A 15,960-nucleotide genomic window follows, 5' to 3' on the forward strand; every position below is an offset into this window, starting at 1 on the left:
GTAGCGAGGCGAACCGGGAGAACTGAAACATCTAAGTACCCCGAGGAAAAGAAATCAACCGAGATTCCCTCAGTAGCGGCGAGCGAACGGGGATTAGCCCTTAAGCATCTTGGAAGTTAGTGGAACGGTCCTGGAAAGGCCGGCGATACAGGGTGATAGCCCCGTACACGAAAACAACCTTGATGTGAAATCGAGTAGGGCGGGACACGTGACATCCTGTCTGAATATGGGGGGACCATCCTCCAAGGCTAAATACTCCTGACTGACCGATAGTGAACCAGTACCGTGAGGGAAAGGCGAAAAGAACCCCTGTGAGGGGAGTGAAATAGAACCTGAAACCGTGTACGTACAAGCAGTGGGAGCCCTTCGGGGTGACTGCGTACCTTTTGTATAATGGGTCAGCGACTTACATTTTGTAGCGAGGTTAACCGTATAGGGGAGCCGTAGGGAAACCGAGTCTTAACTGGGCGTCTAGTTGCAAGGTGTAGACCCGAAACCGGGTGATCTAGCCATGGGCAGGTTGAAGGTTGAGTAACATCAACTGGAGGACCGAACCCACTAACGTTGCAAAGTTAGGGGATGACCTGTGGCTGGGGGTGAAAGGCCAATCAAACTCGGAGATAGCTGGTTCTCCCCGAAAGCTATTTAGGTAGCGCCTCGGACGAATACTACTGGGGGTAGAGCACTGTTTGGGCTAGGGGGTCATCCCGACTTACCAACCCCATGCAAACTCCGAATACCAGTAAGTAATATCCGGGAGACACACGGCGGGTGCTAACGTCCGTCGTGAAGAGGGAAACAACCCAGACCGCCGGCTAAGGTCCCAAAGTTCTGGTTAAGTGGGAAACGATGTGGGAAGGCTCAGACAGCTAGGATGTTGGCTTAGAAGCAGCCATCATTTAAAGAAAGCGTAATAGCTCACTAGTCGAGTCGGCCTGCGCGGAAGATGTAACGGGGCTCAAACCAGGCACCGAAGCCGCGGATTCACGCTAAGCGTGAGTGGTAGGGGAGCGTTCTGTAAGTCTGCGAAGGTGTGTCGAGAGGCATGCTGGAGATATCAGAAGTGCGAATGCTGACGTAAGTAACGATAAAGGGGGTGAAAAGCCTCCTCGCCGGAAGACCAAGGGTTCCTGTCCAACGTTAATCGGGGCAGGGTGAGTCGACCCCTAAGGCGAGGCCGAAAGGCGTAGTCGATGGGAAGCAGGTTAATATTCCTGCACGACTTGTAATTGCGATGGGGGGACGGAGAAGGCTAGGTGGGCCAGGCGACGGTTGTCCTGGTGAAAGTGCGTAGGTGGTGTTTCTAGGCAAATCCGGAGACACAACACTGAGACACGAGACGAACGCACTACGGTGCGGAAGCCATTGATGCCCTGCTTCCAGGAAAAGCCTCTAAGCTTCAGATTACAAGTCATCGTACCCCAAACCGACACAGGTGGTCGGGTAGAGAATACCAAGGCGCTTGAGAGAACTCGGGTGAAGGAACTAGGCAAAATAGAACCGTAACTTCGGGAGAAGGTTCGCTCTTGATGGTGAAGTCCCTTGCGGATGGAGCTGTCGGGAGTCGCAGTGACCAGATGGCTGGGACTGTTTATCAAAAACACAGCACTCTGCAAACACGAAAGTGGACGTATAGGGTGTGACACCTGCCCGGTGCCGGAAGGTTAATTGATGGGGTTAGCGCAAGCGAAGCTCTTGATCGAAGCCCCGGTAAACGGCGGCCGTAACTATAACGGTCCTAAGGTAGCGAAATTCCTTGTCGGGTAAGTTCCGACCTGCACGAATGGTGTAACCATGGCCATGCTGTCTCCACCCGAGACTCAGTGAAATCGAATTCGCCGTGAAGATGCGGTGTACCCGCGGCTAGACGGAAAGACCCCGTGAACCTTTACTACAGCTTGGCACTGAACATTGAACCTACATGTGTAGGATAGGTGGGAGGCTTTGAAGCGATGACGCCAGTTGTCGTGGAGCCGTCCTTGAAATACCACCCTTGTATGTTTGATGTTCTAACGCAGGGCCCTGAATCGGGCTCGCGGACAGTGCCTGGTGGGTAGTTTGACTGGGGCGGTCTCCTCCCAAAGAGTAACGGAGGAGCACGAAGGTTGGCTAATCCTGGTCGGACATCAGGAGGTTAGTGCAATGGCATAAGCCAGCTTAACTGCGAGACGGACAGGTCGAGCAGGTACGAAAGTAGGTCATAGTGATCCGGTGGTTCTGAATGGAAGGGCCATCGCTCAACGGATAAAAGGTACTCCGGGGATAACAGGCTGATACCGCCCAAGAGTTCATATCGACGGCGGTGTTTGGCACCTCGATGTCGGCTCATCACATCCTGGGGCTGAAGTCGGTCCCAAGGGTATGGCTGTTCGCCATTTAAAGTGGTACGCGAGCTGGGTTCAGAACGTCGTGAGACAGTTCGGTCCCTATCTGCCGTGGGCGTTGGATGATTGAAGGGAGTTGCTCCTAGTACGAGAGGACCGGAGTGAACGAACCTCTGGTGTTCGGGTTGTCACGCCAGTGGCACTGCCCGGTAGCTAAGTTCGGAATCGATAACCGCTGAAAGCATCTAAGCGGGAAGCGAGCCCTGAGATGAGTCATCCCTGACCCCTTGAGGGTCCTAAAGGGCCGTTGGAGACCACAACGTTGATAGGTGGGGTGTGTAAGCGCGGCGACGTGTTGAGCTAACCCATACTAATTACCCGTGAGGCTTAACCATACAACACCCAAGAAGTGTTCTGAGACTTGTAACAAACCCCAAGAACTACTCAAAAATTCAGTGATAACGACAAGCCACGAGCAACATCGTTATTCACGTCAGCTTTCTGGATTAAGAATTTGCCTGGCGGCCATAGCGCCGTGGAACCACCTGATCCCATGCCGAACTCAGAAGTGAAACGCGGTAGCGCCGATGGTAGTGTGGCATTCGCCATGCGAGAGTAGGACACTGCCAGGCACCCAATTAAACAGCGATGTGCAAAATCACATCACTGGCTGCGAGGATGACACCTCAACGAAGCGGCACATGATTTAGCGAAAGCTAACCGAATGCGGAGCGGTAGTTCAGTCGGTTAGAATACCGGCCTGTCACGCCGGGGGTCGCGGGTTCGAGTCCCGTCCGCTCCGCCACTAACAAGAAGCCCAGTCGAAAGACTGGGCTTTTTTCATTTCTGCACACCCTCATCCTCACAGATTTTCCTTACCACTCCTGTCCACTTCACCACAAAGCACAGGTTTTTAGGGCTTCTGAGGTCTGTCAGTAGAATACGCAGAGCCAGATGGTATGCATATCTGGGTGGGTCCACTCTACCCTGTGCTTCTGGCGGGCGGGGATGTTGATATGATCCCCCGGCCCCAGCAGCACCTGTTGCTGTTCCTGAGTCTGGGGATCGACAAACAGCAGGCTGGCTTCCCCCTGCACGATCAGCACCCACTCGTGCTCATCCTGATCATACCACTCCCCCGGAGCGCTCTGATGGCCGTGAGAGACGATGCGCTCGATGCGCAGGTGGTTGGTACTGACCAGATCCTGGAAGAACTCGTTGGGCAGGGGGGAGGGAATGTCGTTCAACAGGTTGCGCGTGTGCATGCTCATCTCCAGTCGGGCGCCACGTGGTCATTGCAGTATAGGAGCCCTCATCCCGGGGGATCGACTCTCCTGGTGAGCTCGATGAGTTACAATCGGAGCTTTTTGCCATGACTTTGTGGAAAAGTTCGGAGAAGTCGCTGCAATCCTGACAAATTCTTGCTATTTTGCGCAGCCATAAAAGCAAACGATTTCCTTCACACTTTCAGGATGAGTTATGGCAACGCAAGATATCGCCGCCCAAGCAGGAAAGAGCGGCTTTCTGGATTCCTATTTTTCCATCTCCGAGCGCGGCAGCAGCGTGCGCCAGGAGTTGTTGGCCGGGCTGACCACCTTCCTGGCCATGGTCTACAGCATCATAGTGGTGCCGAACATGCTGGGTGTCGCCGGTTTTGAGCAGGGGCCCGTGTTCGTCGCGACCTGCTTGATCGCCGCCTTCGGCTCCCTGCTGATGGGTCTCTGGGCCAAGCTGCCCATGGCCATCGGCTGCGCCATCTCCCTCACCGCCTTCACCGCCTTCAGCCTGGTGCTGGGGCAGGGGCTGAGCATCCCGGTGGCGCTGGGCGCCATCTTCCTGATGGGGGTGTTGTTCACCCTGATCAGCGTGACCGGCGTGCGCCAGTGGATCCTAGATAACCTGCCCTCCGGTATCGCCCACGGTACCGGCATCGGCATCGGTCTGTTCCTGCTGCTGATCGCCACCAACGGCGTCGGCATGGTGATCAAGAACGAGGGGGCCGGCCTGCCGGTGCAGCTCGGCGAGATCACCTCCTTCCCGGTCATCATGACGGTGCTGGGCCTGGCGGCCATCTTCGGGCTGGAGCGCCGCAAGGTGCCGGGCGGCATCCTGATGGTGATCATCGCCATCTCCGCCCTGGGGCTGGCGTTCGATCCCAAGGTGACCTGGCAGGGCTTCTTCGCCATGCCGAGCCTGACCGGTGAGAAGGGCTCGCTTGTGGGCAGCATGGATCTGCTGGGCGCCCTCAACCCCGTGGTCATCCCGACCGTGCTGGCCCTGGTGATGACCGCCGTGTTCGACGCCACCGGCACCATACGTGCCGTGGCGGGTCAGGCCGGTCTCATCAACGAGCGTGGCCACATCATCAGCGGCGGCAAGGCCCTGACCGCCGACTCCGTCAGCAGCATGGTGGCGGGCGCCGTGGGTGGGGCTCCGGCTGCCGTCTACATCGAATCTGCCGCAGGCACCGCCGCCGGCGGCAAGACAGGCCTGACCGCCACCCTGGTGGGCGTGCTCTTCCTGCTGATGATCTTCCTCTCCCCCCTGAGCTATCTGGTGCCGGCCTACGCCACCGCGCCGGCACTGATGTATGTGGGTCTGCTGATGCTGGGCAACGTCACCAAGCTGGACTTCAAGGATTCGGTGGATGCCCTGTCCGGCATGCTGTGCGCCGTCTTCATCGTGCTCACCTGCAACATAGTCACCGGCATCATGCTGGGCTTCGTGGCCCTGGTGGTCGGCCGTCTGTTTGCCGCCGAGTGGAAGAAGCTCAACGTCGGCACCGTCATCATCGCGGTGGCGCTCGTGGTGTTCTACGCCGGTGGCTGGGCCATCTAAGCTAAATCGATGTCGAGAAGGGCTCCTGCGGGGGCCCTTTTTCGTCTCTGTGAGGGGGCTAACAGTTTTCTGCTCCCTGGCCGCCCCTCGTTTCAGATTGAAACGCCAACCCCTCTTCCCCGGTTTCAAATCCGAACCCCGATGCCCGTCATTTTTATCCCCCGTGCTCTCGCTAGACTGGCTCCATCAATCATCCGCCCCCGGGGCGAGTCGAGGAGTGAGCCATGAAGAAGCTGATCAATGCCGTCGATGCCGTGGTCCGTGAACAACTGATGGGGATGGCCGCCGCCCACCCCGAGATCAGGGTGCGTATCGAACCCCATTACATCACCCGTGCCGATGCCCCCGTGATGGGCAAGGTGGCGCTGGTGTCCGGGGGCGGCAGCGGCCACGAGCCCATGCACGGTGGCCTGGTGGGGATGGGTATGCTGGACGGCGCCTGCCCCGGCGAGATCTTCACCTCGCCGACTCCGGATCAGATGTATGAGTGCGGCCAGGCGGTGGACGGCGGCGCCGGCGTGCTCTTCCTGGTGAAGAACTACACCGGCGATGTGCTCAACTTCGAGACGGCCGTCGAGTTGCTGCACGGGGATGGGGTCAGGGTCGGCTTTGCCCTCATCGATGACGACGTGGCGGTCAAGGACAGCCTCTACACCGCCGGTCGTCGCGGGGTGGCCACCACAGTGCTGTGCGAGAAGCTGGTCGGGGCTGCCGCCGAGGCGGGCTATGACTTGGATCGCTGCGAGGCGTTGGCGCGGCGCATCAACAACCAGAGCCGCACCATAGGGATCGCCACCCACGCCTGCACGGTTCCGGCGGCGGGCAAACCCTCCTTCACCCTGGCGGACGGCGAGCTGGAGTTCGGGGTCGGCATTCACGGTGAACCCGGCATAGCACGGCGCCCCTTCACAAGTCTCGACACCCTGGTGGATGAGATGTTCAGGGAGCTGGCGGACAACAGCCCCTATGGTCGCACCCTGCGCCACTGGAACAGGGCCTCGGGCAGCTGGCAGGAGGAGCACGTCTTCATCGAGCCGCTCAACGAGGGGGACAGGGTGATCGCCCTGGTCAACAGCCTGGGAGGCACACCCCTCTCCGAGCTCTACGGGGTCTATGGTCGCCTCGCCACCCTGTGCGAGGATGCCGGCATCCACCTTGTGCGAAACCTCATCGGCCCTTATTGCACCGCCCTCGACATGGCCGGGATCTCCATCACCCTGCTCAAGGTGGATGACGAGCTGATGACCCTGTGGGATGCTCCCGTTCATACACCGGCCCTGCGCCGTGGCTGCTGAGGAATAGCCATGTTAAGCAAACATCAGATAGTGAACTGGCTGCTCGACTGCGAGCACATCTTTACCGAGCAGCGTGACCATCTCACCGCGCTGGATACCGATATCGGCGACGGTGACCACGGCCTCAACATGCAACGTGGCTTCGCCAAGGTGGCGGAGAAACTGCCGGCGGTGGCGGACAAGGACATTGGCCAGGTGCTCAAGACTACGGGTATGACCCTGCTCTCCTCGGTGGGAGGTGCCAGCGGGCCCCTCTATGGCACCTTCTTCATCCGCGCGGCGGCCAGTGCCGATGCCTGCCAGAGCCTGAGTCTGGATCAGCTGACCCGGATGCTGGCGGACGGGGTGGAGGGTATCGTCTCCCGTGGCCGTGCCGAGCCCGGTGACAAGACCATGTGTGACGCCTGGTGGCCGGCCCTGGCCGCCCTGCAGCGGGCGCAGCAGCAAGGCCTGCCGCTGGTCGAGGCGCTGGATGGGGCCGTGGCTGCCGCGGCGGCGGGCACCGAGGCCAGCATCCAGATGCAGGCCCGCAAGGGGCGCGCCAGCTACCTGGGGGAGCGCAGCATAGGCCATCAGGATGCGGGAGCTACCTCGACCCTGTTGCTGTTGACTGCCCTGCGCGACCGGGCGAGGCTCTGACATGATAGGCATAGTCGTCGTCTCTCACAGCGCCACCCTGGCCGCCGGCATCGGCGAGCTGGCCGCCCAGCTGGGCAGCCCGGCCCCCCTGCTGCTGGCGGCCGGTGTGGATGATCCCGAGCACCCCATCGGCACAGATGCCATCGCCGTGATGAGCGCCATAGAGCAGGCGGACGATGGCAGCGGTGTGCTGGTATTGATGGATCTCGGCTCAGCCCTGCTGAGCGCAGAGACCGCCCTCGAGCTGCTGCCCCCCGAGCTGAGTGCGAGGGTGCGGCTCTGCCCGGCCCCTCTGGTGGAGGGTACTCTGGCCGCCGTGGTGGCGGCCGGCGCGGGTCTGGGGCTCGATGAGGTGGCCGCCGAGGCCATGGCGGGTCTGCAGGCCAAGGTCGCCATGCTGGGGCAGGGGCTGGCACCGGTAGTTGTTGTGCCTGAGCCCTCTTCTGCGGCGACCCTCTGCTGGCGCCACCGGGTGTGTAACCCCCATGGCCTGCACGTGCGCCCCGCCGCCAAGTTGGTGGCGGCCCTCAAGCCGTTCGACGCCGAGCTCACCCTCTACAAGGGGGAGAAGGGGATCAACCCCCGCAGCCTGACCCGACTCGCCATGCTGGATGTGCGCTGTGGGGACGAGATCGAGCTGAGGGCCAGCGGCCCCCAGGCGGAGCAGGCGATCCAGGCCTTCAGGCTAGTGGCCGAGGGGCGCTTCGGGGAGTAGGAGGCGGCACGGAGCCGCACAGAGAAGAGGGGCCAAGGCCCCTCTTCTCTATTTCCCTCGGCGATTCATTGCTGCGCCAGGGGATCTATCTGCCACTGCTTCAGCTTGCGCCACAAGGTGGTGCGGCTGATCCCCAACTGTTGGGCCATCAGGCCGATCTGCCCCTGACAGGCCAAGGCGCAACGCCGGATGGCCTGGCGTTCCAGCTCTGCCAGGCTTAGCAGGGGTTGTCCCACCACCTCCTCTGCCAGCCGTCTATGACCGTGGCGAACGGCGGCCGGCAGCGCCTCCGGGGGGATGGGATCGTCGCCCCCCTGAAGCAGGGCATGCTCGATGGCGCTGCGCAGCTCCCCCAGGTTGCCGGGCCAGGGATAGGCCAGCAGGCAGTCGAGGGCCGCCGGGCTGAAGCGACGATGGGGCGCTCGCCCCCGGGCACTCAGCTGCTGGCCGATGAGGGCAGGCAGGTCTGCCCCGCGCTCGCGCAGGCTGGGTACCCGGAGTTCGCAGGCCTGCAGGGCGTAGAGCAGCTGGCGTCCGAACCCTCCCTCCTGCACCCTCTGCTCCAGGGGGGCGCTACTGGTGGCGATGATCCTCACCCTGAGCGGCAGGATGCGGGCCGAGTCGAAGCGCTGGATGCGACCCGTCTTGAGCAGTTGCAGCAGGGCCGCCTGCATGGGGGCGGGCAGATACTCTATCTGCTCCAGCACCAGGGTGCCGCCGTGGGCCAGTTCGAACTTGCCGGCCCGCTCCTGTCCCGCCTCGTCGGAACCCATCAGCTCCAGTGCCATCCGCTCAGGTGGTAGGGCCTGGCAGTTGAACAGGATGAGCGGGCCATCGGCGCGCTCGCCGGCAAAGTGGATGGCCTCGGCGAGCTGTGCCTTGCCCACCTCTTCCTCCCCGCGCAGCAGCATGGGCCCCGCACTGCGGGCCGCCTGCCTGGCATGGCGCAGCAGCGTGCGCATGGGAGCGGATTCCCCCACCAGGGTGGAGAGTTCGGGCACCGACTGGCGCAGCTGATGGATGGCCCTCAAGCGATCGACGGGGTGGATCAGGGCGATGAAGCCGACCCCGTCTGGGCCCGGCAGGGGCTTGAGGCTCACCAGGGCGTTGATGAAGTCCCCGCTCTGCTCCCCGACCCGCTCCAGGGTCAGCTCCACGTGGCTGAGGCCGGTCTGCCCCTCGATGGCGAGCCGCAATCGTTGGGGCAGCAGCAGGTGTTGCGTCAGCGGCTGGCCAAGGCAGCGCTCGGGGTCGAGGCGCAGTCGCCGGGCCGCCAGGGTGTTGAGGTAGCGCAGCCTGCCTTGGGGATCCCAGGCCAGTACGCCGTCATCCATGCCATCGAGCAGGGCATAGAGCTCGCTCAGGTGGTGCTGGGACTCTTGCATCAGGGTCTCCGCGCGCAGCATGTTGGCCAGCTCGCGCCCGGCGCTGACGGTGAGGGCGAGATCGCTGGCAGTCGCATCCTCCACCTTGCACACCAGGGCGACGATGGCGACCTGGCGGCCAGTGCTGTTGTAGACAGGGCTGGCGCAGCAGTGCCAGGGGTGCAGGGTGCGGTTGAAGTGCTGGGGGCCGCTGACGGTGAGGGGCGTGCCCGTCAGGGCCGCCAGGTTGATGGCGTTGGTGCCGATGCGCCCCTCGCTGAAGAAGGCGCCGGGACCGAAGCCGAGGGCCTCCAACTCCGCCAGGGTCTCATGGTGGCCGGTGCGGGCCAGCAGGCAGCCGCTTTCGTCGGTCAGCAGCAGGGCGCAGGGGCGCCCCTCCATGTATTCGTAGAGATCCTCCAGCGCCATCTCCCCCGTGGTGAGCAGATCCCGCTTGCGCTGGCGCAGGCTGTGCAGGGTCTGGCCCCTGGCGCTGTGGGGCGGGTGCCAGAGCTCCCGGCTGGTCTGGTGGGCGCAGCGCAGCCAGGAGGCCTGCAGTTCGTCGGGCCAGGTGTGGGGCGGCTGGATGGATGGCTGGGTCACGGCGAATTCCGGCATGGGGCGAATCCACCATTTAACCACGGCGGGTTGGCCGATTCAGTGACCCCCCTCAGAGGTTCGCCTCCTCACCCCCCTCGGCAAACTGCCGCTCCAGCCAGTGGCAGAAGGTGCGGCACTGGTGGCCGCCATCGCTCTCCTGATGGACCAGCAGGCTCCAGTTCGGGCCGGGGACCCTGTGACTGGAGAGGGGTTGCAGCAGCCCCTGCTGGCGGGCCGGGCGGGAGAGCCGCTCGCTCACCAGCGCCACCCCCAGGCCTGCCTGGGCGGCATCCAGCAGCAGACCGGGATCGGAGAAGTTGAGCCCCTGGGTGCGCAGCTGCAGATCCTCGCCCCCTTTGAGGGTCCAGTGGTGCCAGTCCATCTCCCGCTCCCCGTGCAAGGTGGTGCGCTCCTGCGCCGGTTGTGCCAGCACCGCCGGGCTCGCCACCGGCAGCAGCCGATCCGCCAGCAGCGGCTGATGGCGGCACTCCGCCTGGGGTGCCAGACCCCAGCGCAGCGCTATGTCTATGGTCTGCTCGGCCATGTTCGGGGTGTCGTCGCCGGTGAACAGCCAGAGATCGATACCGGGATGCTGGCGGTGGAAATCGGCCAGCCGGGGTAGCAGCCAGTGGCGGGCGATGGCGGTGCTGGTGTTGAGCACCAGCTGGTTCGGCTTGCGATACTGCTCGAGCCGCTGGATCCCCACCGCCAGTTGCAGCAGCACCTTCTGGGTGGTTTCCAGCAGATCCTGGCCCGCGTCGGTCAGGGCCACGGAGCGACCCTGCCGATAGAACAGGGGCTGGCCGATCAGCTCCTCCAGGGAGCGGATCTGCTGGCTGATGGCGGACTGGGTGAGGTGCAGTTCCTGGGCCGCCTGATGGAAACTGCCGAGCCTGGCCGCCGCCTCGAAGCCTCGCAGCACGTTGAGGGGAGGCCAGTGTTTGAACATCATTGATTAGCTCCGCTTATCACTTTTATCGAAAATCGATCGTTTGTTACCCATCTCTCGGGAGAATAGTCTATTCCCATCGTCAACAACCTTAATAGTACCTAATCAGAGAGGCTGAGATGCGCGAGCAGGGAATGATGACAGCAGGCTGGTTTATGCCCGCCGAATGGTGCCGGCACGCGGCGACCTGGATGGTCTGGCCGCACAACAAGGCGCTGTGGGAAAACGGCTGGGGGGTGACCCTGGCCCAGGTGCAGCAGGACTTCGCCCGGGTGGTCAACGCCATCGCCCGCTTCGAACCGGTGAACCTGGTGGTGGATCCCAGCGCCATCGCAGAGGCGCGCGCCCTGTGCGGCGAGGGGGGGCGCTTCATTCCCCTGCCGGTGGATGACAGCTGGTGCCGGGACTCTGGTCCCACCTTCATCTGCCATCCCGATCTCGGTACCGCCGGCATCAGCTGGCGCTTCAACGCCTGGGGCGGCAAGTCGGCCCACTGTCTGGACGAGGGGCTGGCGCGGCGTGTCCTCAACAGCCTGGAACTGGATTGCATCGGCAGCTTCCTCGCCAACGAGGGGGGCGCCATCCACGTGGACGGCGAGGGCACCCTGATCACCACAGAATCCGTGCTGCTCAACAGCAACCGCAACCCCGGCATGAACAAACGGGAGATCGAAGGGATCTTCAGCCGCCTGCTCGGCATCGAGAAGACCATCTGGCTGCCGGGGGATCCCGACCATGTCACCGGCGACATGACGGACGGTCACGTGGACGGGGTCTGCGCCTTCAGCCGCCCCGGCCACCTGCTGGTGGACGCGACCCTGGATGCGAACTCCACCTATGGCCGGGTCGTGCGGGAGAACCGCCGTGCCCTGGCCCTGGCCACCGATGCCAGGGGGCGATCCTTTGAGTGCCTCGAGCTGTTCGAAGCGAGCGAGGCGGTGGACGCCGAGGCCGAGGTGTTCTGCGCCTCCTACACCAACTTCTACATCGCCAATGGCGCCATCATCATGCCTGCCTACGGCGTGGCAGCGGACGAGGCGGCGGGCGAGGTGCTGAGGTTCGCCTTCCCGGACAGGCAGCTGGTGCCGGTGCGTATCAACCAACTGGCCCACGGCGGCGGTGGCATTCACTGCATCACCCAGCAGCAGCCGGCCTGGCCGTTGCAGGGTTAGGGATAGGGACCGCCTCGCCGGGTGAACCCGGCGAGGCGCCATGATGGGATCAGGGAGGAGAGATTCATGAACAAGGTCGTCGCAACCAAGCAGTTCGCCTGTCGGCGGGAATGGGTGTCGGGGAGGGTATACGGATGAGCAAGATCGTCGTCGCCACCACGCAATTCGCCTGCAGCTGGGAGCTGGAGCTCAATCTGGACATGGCGGAGAGCCTGGTACGGGAGGCCGCCTCCAAGGGGGCCAACCTGGTGCTGTTGCAGGAGCTGTTTGCCACCCCCTATTTCTGCATCGAGCAGTATCACGGTCATCTGGCGCTGGCGGAACCGTTCGAGCAGAGCCGGGTGCTGCGCCGCTTCTCGGCTCTGGCACGTGAGCTGGGGGTGGTGCTCCCCATCAGCTGGTTCGAGCGCGCCGGCAACGCCTACTTCAACTCCCTGGCGATGGCGGATGCGGATGGGCGACTGCTTGGAGTCTATCGCAAGACCCATATCCCGAACGCCATCGGTTATCAGGAGAAGGAGTACTTCAGCCCGGGGGACACGGGGTTTCGGGTCTGGGACACGGCCGCCGGTCGCATCGGGGTCGGCATCTGCTGGGATCAGTGGTTCCCGGAAGCGGCCCGCGCCATGGCGCTGCAGGGGGCCGAGCTGCTGCTCTATCCCACCGCCATCGGCTCCGAGCCGGGTGCGGCCGCGCTCGACTCGCGGGATCACTGGCAGTTGACCCAGCGTGGCCATGCCGCCGCCAATATCATGCCGGTGATCGCCGCCAACCGCATCGGCCGCGAGGTAGCGACCCAGGATCCCGAGTTGCAGATGCGCTTCTATGGCTCCTCCTTCATCACGGATCACAAGGGGGCCCTGCTCGCCGAGGCGGACAGGGACAGCCAGGGAGTGTTGGTGCAGGCGCTGGACCTGGCCGCCATGACCGAGGAACGGCTCTGCTGGGGCATCTATCGGGATCGCCGTCCCGAGATGTACGGCGCCCTGCTGAGCCTGGACGGACGCAGCCACCAGGGAGGGCGACCATCATGAGCCCGTTGACCAAGGTAGCCATGGGGCTGGCCCTGCTGCTGAGCGTCGGGGCCCAGGCGGAGGAGGCGCAGGAGGAGAAGGTGCTGCACCTCTACAACTGGTCCGATTATTTCGCCCCCGATACCCTGAGCGAATTCACCAGGGAGACAGGGATCCGGGTCATCTACGACGTGATGGACAGCAGCGAGACCCTGGAGGCCAAGCTGATGGCGGGTCGCAGCGGGTATGACCTGATCTTCCCCGGCGATACGGTGGCGGAGCGACTGATGCGGGCGGGCAGTTTGCAGCCGCTCGACAAGGGCAAGTTGCAGCACCTCGGCGACCTGGACCCCGAGCTGGTGCGCTTGCAGCAGGCCTACCCCCATGCGAAGGAGGCCGTGGTGCCCTACACCTGGGGCACCATAGGGCTCACCTACAATGCGGATGCGATCAAGCAGAGGATGCCGGATGCCCCGGTCAACAGCCTGGACATGCTGTTCAAGCCCGAGCTGGCGGCGAAATTTGCGGATTGCGGCATCTCGGTCGTGGACTCCCCGGACGAGGTGCTGGCGGTGGTGCTGCACTACCTCGGGCGGGATCCCCGCAGCGGCAAGGCGGCGGATCTGGAGGCGGCCCTGGCCCTGCTCAAGGAGATCAAGCCCTATATCCGCAAGTTCCAGTCCCAGCCGGTGACCCAGCTGGTGAACGGGGATCTCTGCCTGTCCCTGGGTTACAGCGGCGACATGACCCAGGCCAGGCGCGCGGCCGCCGAGTCAGGCAAGGGGGCCGACTTCGAATACAGATTGCCGAAGGAGGGGAGCACCATCTGGATGGACACCATGGCGATCCCGGCGGATGCCCCCCATCCTGAATATGCCTATGCCTTTATCAACTTCGTGATGCGCCCCGCCAACATGGCGGCCATCACCAACAGCACCGGCTATCCGACCGCCAGTGCCAAGGCCAAGCCCATGGTGGATGCCACCATGACGGCCAACCCGGATATCTACCTGGACGAGGCCAGCTACCAGCGGCTCATTCCGGGCCAGGATATCGCTCAATCCCAGATGCGTGCCCGCATGCGAGCCTGGACTCGCTTCAAGAGCAGCCTCTGAATCCTAGGAGTAGAAAGATGTTTTCCCGACGCCACGTATTGAAACAACTCGTCGCCCTCGGCGCCATCGCCGGGTTTGGCAGCCTGCCCGGCGCCCGCTCGGCCTTCGCCGCCGGCGAGACCAGTGCCGCCGGCCGCTACCACATGCCGGAGGAGTCCTCCCCCCAGGCCCAGGTCTGGGTAGCCTTCGGCGCCACCAGCGAGATCTGGGGTCGCAACTACAAGGACGTGCAGGCCACCATAGGCCGCTTGGTGAAAGCCATGGCCCCCTACACCCGGGTCAACGTGCTCTGTCATGAGGAAGAAGAGGATCTGGCGCGCCAGCTGTGCGGTGAGCGCAACACCCACTTCATCCACGCCGTGATGGACGACATCTGGCTGCGGGATACCGGCGGCGTCTTCGTGCAGGACGAGCAGGGGGAACTCGGGCTGGTGGACTTCAACTTCAACGGTTGGGGAGACAAGCAGGAGCACAGCTATGATGCCAGGATAGCCTCCCTGGTGAGCCGTCAGGCGGACGCTTATTACCTGCAGAGCGATCTCATCGGCGAGGGGGGCGGCATCGAGGTGGACGGCAACGGCACCGCCATCATGACCGAGAGCAGCTGGATCAACAGCAACCGCAACCCCGGCCTCACCAAGGCGCAAGTGGAGGCGGAGCTCAAGGCCAACCTGGGGCTGCGCAAGATCATCTGGCTGCCGGGGATCAAGGGCAAGGACATCACGGACGCCCACGTGGACTTCTACGCCCGCTTCGTGCGCCCCGGGGTTGTGGTGATCAACATGGACAATGATCCCGACTCCTACGACTACAAGGTGACCCGCCAGCACCTGGCCATCTTGCAGCAGGCGACGGACGCCGATGGCAATAAGCTGGAGTTGCATCAGCTGCCGCCCCCGCTCGGTGGGCGAGACAATAAATTCAGCCGCAGCCCGGACTTTGCCGCCGGTTACATCAACTACCTGCCCATCAACGGCGCCGTCATCGCCCCCCAGTTCGGGGATGCCAAGGCCGACCGTCATTGCCGGGATCTGCTGGCCCGACTCTATCCGGATCGGGAGATAGTGCAGATCGACATAGATCCGGTGGCCGCCGGTGGTGGTGGCATCCACTGCATCACCCTGCATCAACCGGCCTGATATTCCGCCGTATCTGGTAACGTCAGCGTGAAATACTGCATGGGGCGCTTCGGCGCCCCATGTCATTGCTGTCGTCCGATGGCGTGAGTGGGTCAGATCCCCGTCATGCCGATCTCGTCGAGCTGAACGTGGGCGGATTGGCGCAGGGTGTAGAGCACGGCCTCGGCCAGATCTTCGACCTGCAGCCAGCCGGGCTTGCGTTCACTAGGGCAGGCCGGGGGCGGCACCTGCACCAGACCGGGACAGAGGGTATGTACCCGAATGCCCTGATGCTGCACCTCTTCGCGCAGTGCCTTGGCAAATCCCAGCACGGCAAACTTGGCGGCGCAGTAGACGTTGGCCCTGGCATAGCCGTGCTTGGCAGCCTGGGAGGCGATGTTGATGATGGTGCCGTGGCGCCGGGCCAGCATGTCCGGCAGGCAGGCCTGGGTCAGCAGGAAGGTCCCCTTGGCGCAGGTGTTCATCACCCTGTCCCACTCGGATTCCGGCAGATCCTGCACCAGATAGTCGCTGCCGACCCCGCTGTTGTTGATCAGCAGATCGATGGGGCCGAGCAGGGCGCTGGCCTGGGCGTGCTGGGCCCGCACCTGGGGGCCATCGCACACATCCATCACCAGGGGCAGCACCCTCACCCCGTACTTCGCACTAAGGCGATCTGCTTCTTGCTCCAGCAGGGATTGGCGGCGGGACGCCAAAATCAGTTCCACCCCCTCACGGGCCAGCGCCTCGGCGATGGCCAGTCCGATACCGCTCGCGCCACCTGTGATCAGGGCGCGTGTTGCTCTCAGTTTGTTCAT

The 15,960-nt window shown here is 63.2% G+C and carries 12 protein-coding genes, 1 tRNA gene and 2 rRNA genes (1 of these 15 cut by a window edge); 11 read left to right on the forward strand and 4 right to left on the reverse strand.

Annotated features, from left to right (window positions below; genetic code table 11):
- The 3 genes from ACT5M9_RS13460 to ACT5M9_RS13470 all read left to right on the forward strand — a co-directional run.
- Positions 1-2,719: ribosomal RNA gene (locus tag ACT5M9_RS13460) — 23S ribosomal RNA — on the forward strand (it extends 170 nt beyond the left edge of the window).
- Positions 2,720-2,841: 122 nt separating this feature from the next.
- Positions 2,842-2,956, forward strand: a 5S ribosomal RNA gene (gene rrf, locus ACT5M9_RS13465).
- A gap of 96 nt (positions 2,957-3,052) precedes the next feature.
- Positions 3,053-3,129, forward strand: a tRNA-Asp gene (locus ACT5M9_RS13470).
- A gap of 127 nt (positions 3,130-3,256) precedes the next feature.
- Here the strand turns inward: ACT5M9_RS13470 and ACT5M9_RS13475 are convergent.
- Positions 3,257-3,589 (reverse strand): cupin domain-containing protein, encoded by a 333-nt coding sequence (locus tag ACT5M9_RS13475; RefSeq protein WP_438549033.1) that lies wholly within the window; start codon positions 3,587-3,589, stop codon positions 3,257-3,259.
- A gap of 214 nt (positions 3,590-3,803) precedes the next feature.
- Between ACT5M9_RS13475 and ACT5M9_RS13480 the strand changes: the two genes are divergently transcribed.
- The 4 genes from ACT5M9_RS13480 to dhaM all read left to right on the forward strand — a co-directional run bounded on the left by ACT5M9_RS13480 (position 3,804) and on the right by dhaM (position 7,811).
- Complete coding sequence (locus ACT5M9_RS13480; RefSeq protein WP_438549034.1) at positions 3,804-5,162, forward strand: NCS2 family permease; 1,359 nt, start codon at positions 3,804-3,806, stop codon at positions 5,160-5,162.
- Positions 5,163-5,386: 224 nt separating this feature from the next.
- On the forward strand, positions 5,387-6,457 hold the full coding sequence (gene dhaK, locus ACT5M9_RS13485) for a dihydroxyacetone kinase subunit DhaK (RefSeq protein ID WP_457983036.1): 1,071 nt from the start codon (positions 5,387-5,389) through the stop codon (positions 6,455-6,457).
- A 9-nt stretch (positions 6,458-6,466) separates the two neighbouring features.
- Entirely contained in the window at positions 6,467-7,096 is a 630-nt protein-coding gene (dhaL, locus tag ACT5M9_RS13490; protein WP_438549036.1) for a dihydroxyacetone kinase subunit DhaL, read from the forward strand.
- 1 nt (position 7,097) lies between these two features.
- Positions 7,098-7,811 carry a dihydroxyacetone kinase phosphoryl donor subunit DhaM gene (gene dhaM, locus ACT5M9_RS13495; protein WP_457983038.1) on the forward strand — a complete coding sequence of 238 codons (714 nt, stop codon included), beginning with the start codon at positions 7,098-7,100 and terminating at the stop codon, positions 7,809-7,811.
- A 65-nt stretch (positions 7,812-7,876) separates the two neighbouring features.
- Here dhaM and dhaR read toward each other — a convergent pair whose 3' ends face one another.
- Positions 7,877-9,793 carry a dihydroxyacetone kinase operon transcriptional regulator DhaR gene (gene dhaR, locus ACT5M9_RS13500; protein WP_457983039.1) on the reverse strand — a complete coding sequence of 639 codons (1,917 nt, stop codon included), beginning with the start codon at positions 9,791-9,793 and terminating at the stop codon, positions 7,877-7,879.
- A gap of 52 nt (positions 9,794-9,845) precedes the next feature.
- Positions 9,846-10,727, reverse strand: a complete 882-nt coding sequence (locus ACT5M9_RS13505) for a LysR substrate-binding domain-containing protein (RefSeq protein WP_457983040.1) — start codon at positions 10,725-10,727, stop codon at positions 9,846-9,848.
- A 116-nt stretch (positions 10,728-10,843) separates the two neighbouring features.
- On the opposite strand from ACT5M9_RS13505, the gene ACT5M9_RS13510 reads away from it, so the two are divergent.
- From ACT5M9_RS13510 to ACT5M9_RS13525, 4 genes are all read left to right on the forward strand, one after another.
- On the forward strand, positions 10,844-11,896 hold the full coding sequence (locus ACT5M9_RS13510; RefSeq protein ID WP_457983041.1) for an agmatine deiminase family protein: 1,053 nt from the start codon (positions 10,844-10,846) through the stop codon (positions 11,894-11,896).
- A gap of 134 nt (positions 11,897-12,030) precedes the next feature.
- A complete protein-coding gene (gene aguB / locus ACT5M9_RS13515; RefSeq protein ID WP_457983042.1) occupies positions 12,031-12,930 on the forward strand; it encodes an N-carbamoylputrescine amidase in 900 nt (299 codons plus the stop codon).
- Entirely contained in the window at positions 12,927-14,024 is a 1,098-nt protein-coding gene (locus ACT5M9_RS13520) for an extracellular solute-binding protein (RefSeq protein WP_457983043.1), read from the forward strand. Before aguB ends, ACT5M9_RS13520 begins: the two co-directional genes overlap by 4 nt.
- 17 nt (positions 14,025-14,041) lie before the next feature.
- Entirely contained in the window at positions 14,042-15,163 is a 1,122-nt protein-coding gene (locus ACT5M9_RS13525; RefSeq protein WP_457983044.1) for an agmatine deiminase family protein, read from the forward strand.
- Between the two features lie 92 nt (positions 15,164-15,255).
- Here ACT5M9_RS13525 and ACT5M9_RS13530 read toward each other — a convergent pair whose 3' ends face one another.
- Positions 15,256-15,960, reverse strand: coding sequence for an SDR family oxidoreductase (locus tag ACT5M9_RS13530; protein WP_457983045.1), 705 nt, complete (start codon positions 15,958-15,960; stop codon positions 15,256-15,258).

Source organism: Aeromonas sp. AE23HZ002T15 (genome assembly GCF_054165525.2).

Coding starts and splice junctions, on each gene's coding strand:
- ACT5M9_RS13475 (WP_438549033.1), bottom strand. CDS start 3,589: ATGCACACGCGCAACCTGTTGAACGACATTCCCTCCCCCCTGCCCAAC.
- ACT5M9_RS13480 (WP_438549034.1), top strand. CDS start 3,804: ATGGCAACGCAAGATATCGCCGCCCAAGCAGGAAAGAGCGGCTTTCTG.
- dhaK (WP_457983036.1), top strand. CDS start 5,387: ATGAAGAAGCTGATCAATGCCGTCGATGCCGTGGTCCGTGAACAACTG.
- dhaL (WP_438549036.1), top strand. CDS start 6,467: ATGTTAAGCAAACATCAGATAGTGAACTGGCTGCTCGACTGCGAGCAC.
- dhaM (WP_457983038.1), top strand. CDS start 7,098: ATGATAGGCATAGTCGTCGTCTCTCACAGCGCCACCCTGGCCGCCGGC.
- dhaR (WP_457983039.1), bottom strand. CDS start 9,793: ATGCCGGAATTCGCCGTGACCCAGCCATCCATCCAGCCGCCCCACACC.
- ACT5M9_RS13505 (WP_457983040.1), bottom strand. CDS start 10,727: ATGATGTTCAAACACTGGCCTCCCCTCAACGTGCTGCGAGGCTTCGAG.
- ACT5M9_RS13510 (WP_457983041.1), top strand. CDS start 10,844: ATGCGCGAGCAGGGAATGATGACAGCAGGCTGGTTTATGCCCGCCGAA.
- aguB (WP_457983042.1), top strand. CDS start 12,031: ATGAGCAAGATCGTCGTCGCCACCACGCAATTCGCCTGCAGCTGGGAG.
- ACT5M9_RS13520 (WP_457983043.1), top strand. CDS start 12,927: ATGAGCCCGTTGACCAAGGTAGCCATGGGGCTGGCCCTGCTGCTGAGC.
- ACT5M9_RS13525 (WP_457983044.1), top strand. CDS start 14,042: ATGTTTTCCCGACGCCACGTATTGAAACAACTCGTCGCCCTCGGCGCC.
- ACT5M9_RS13530 (WP_457983045.1), bottom strand. CDS start 15,960: ATGAACAAACTGAGAGCAACACGCGCCCTGATCACAGGTGGCGCGAGC.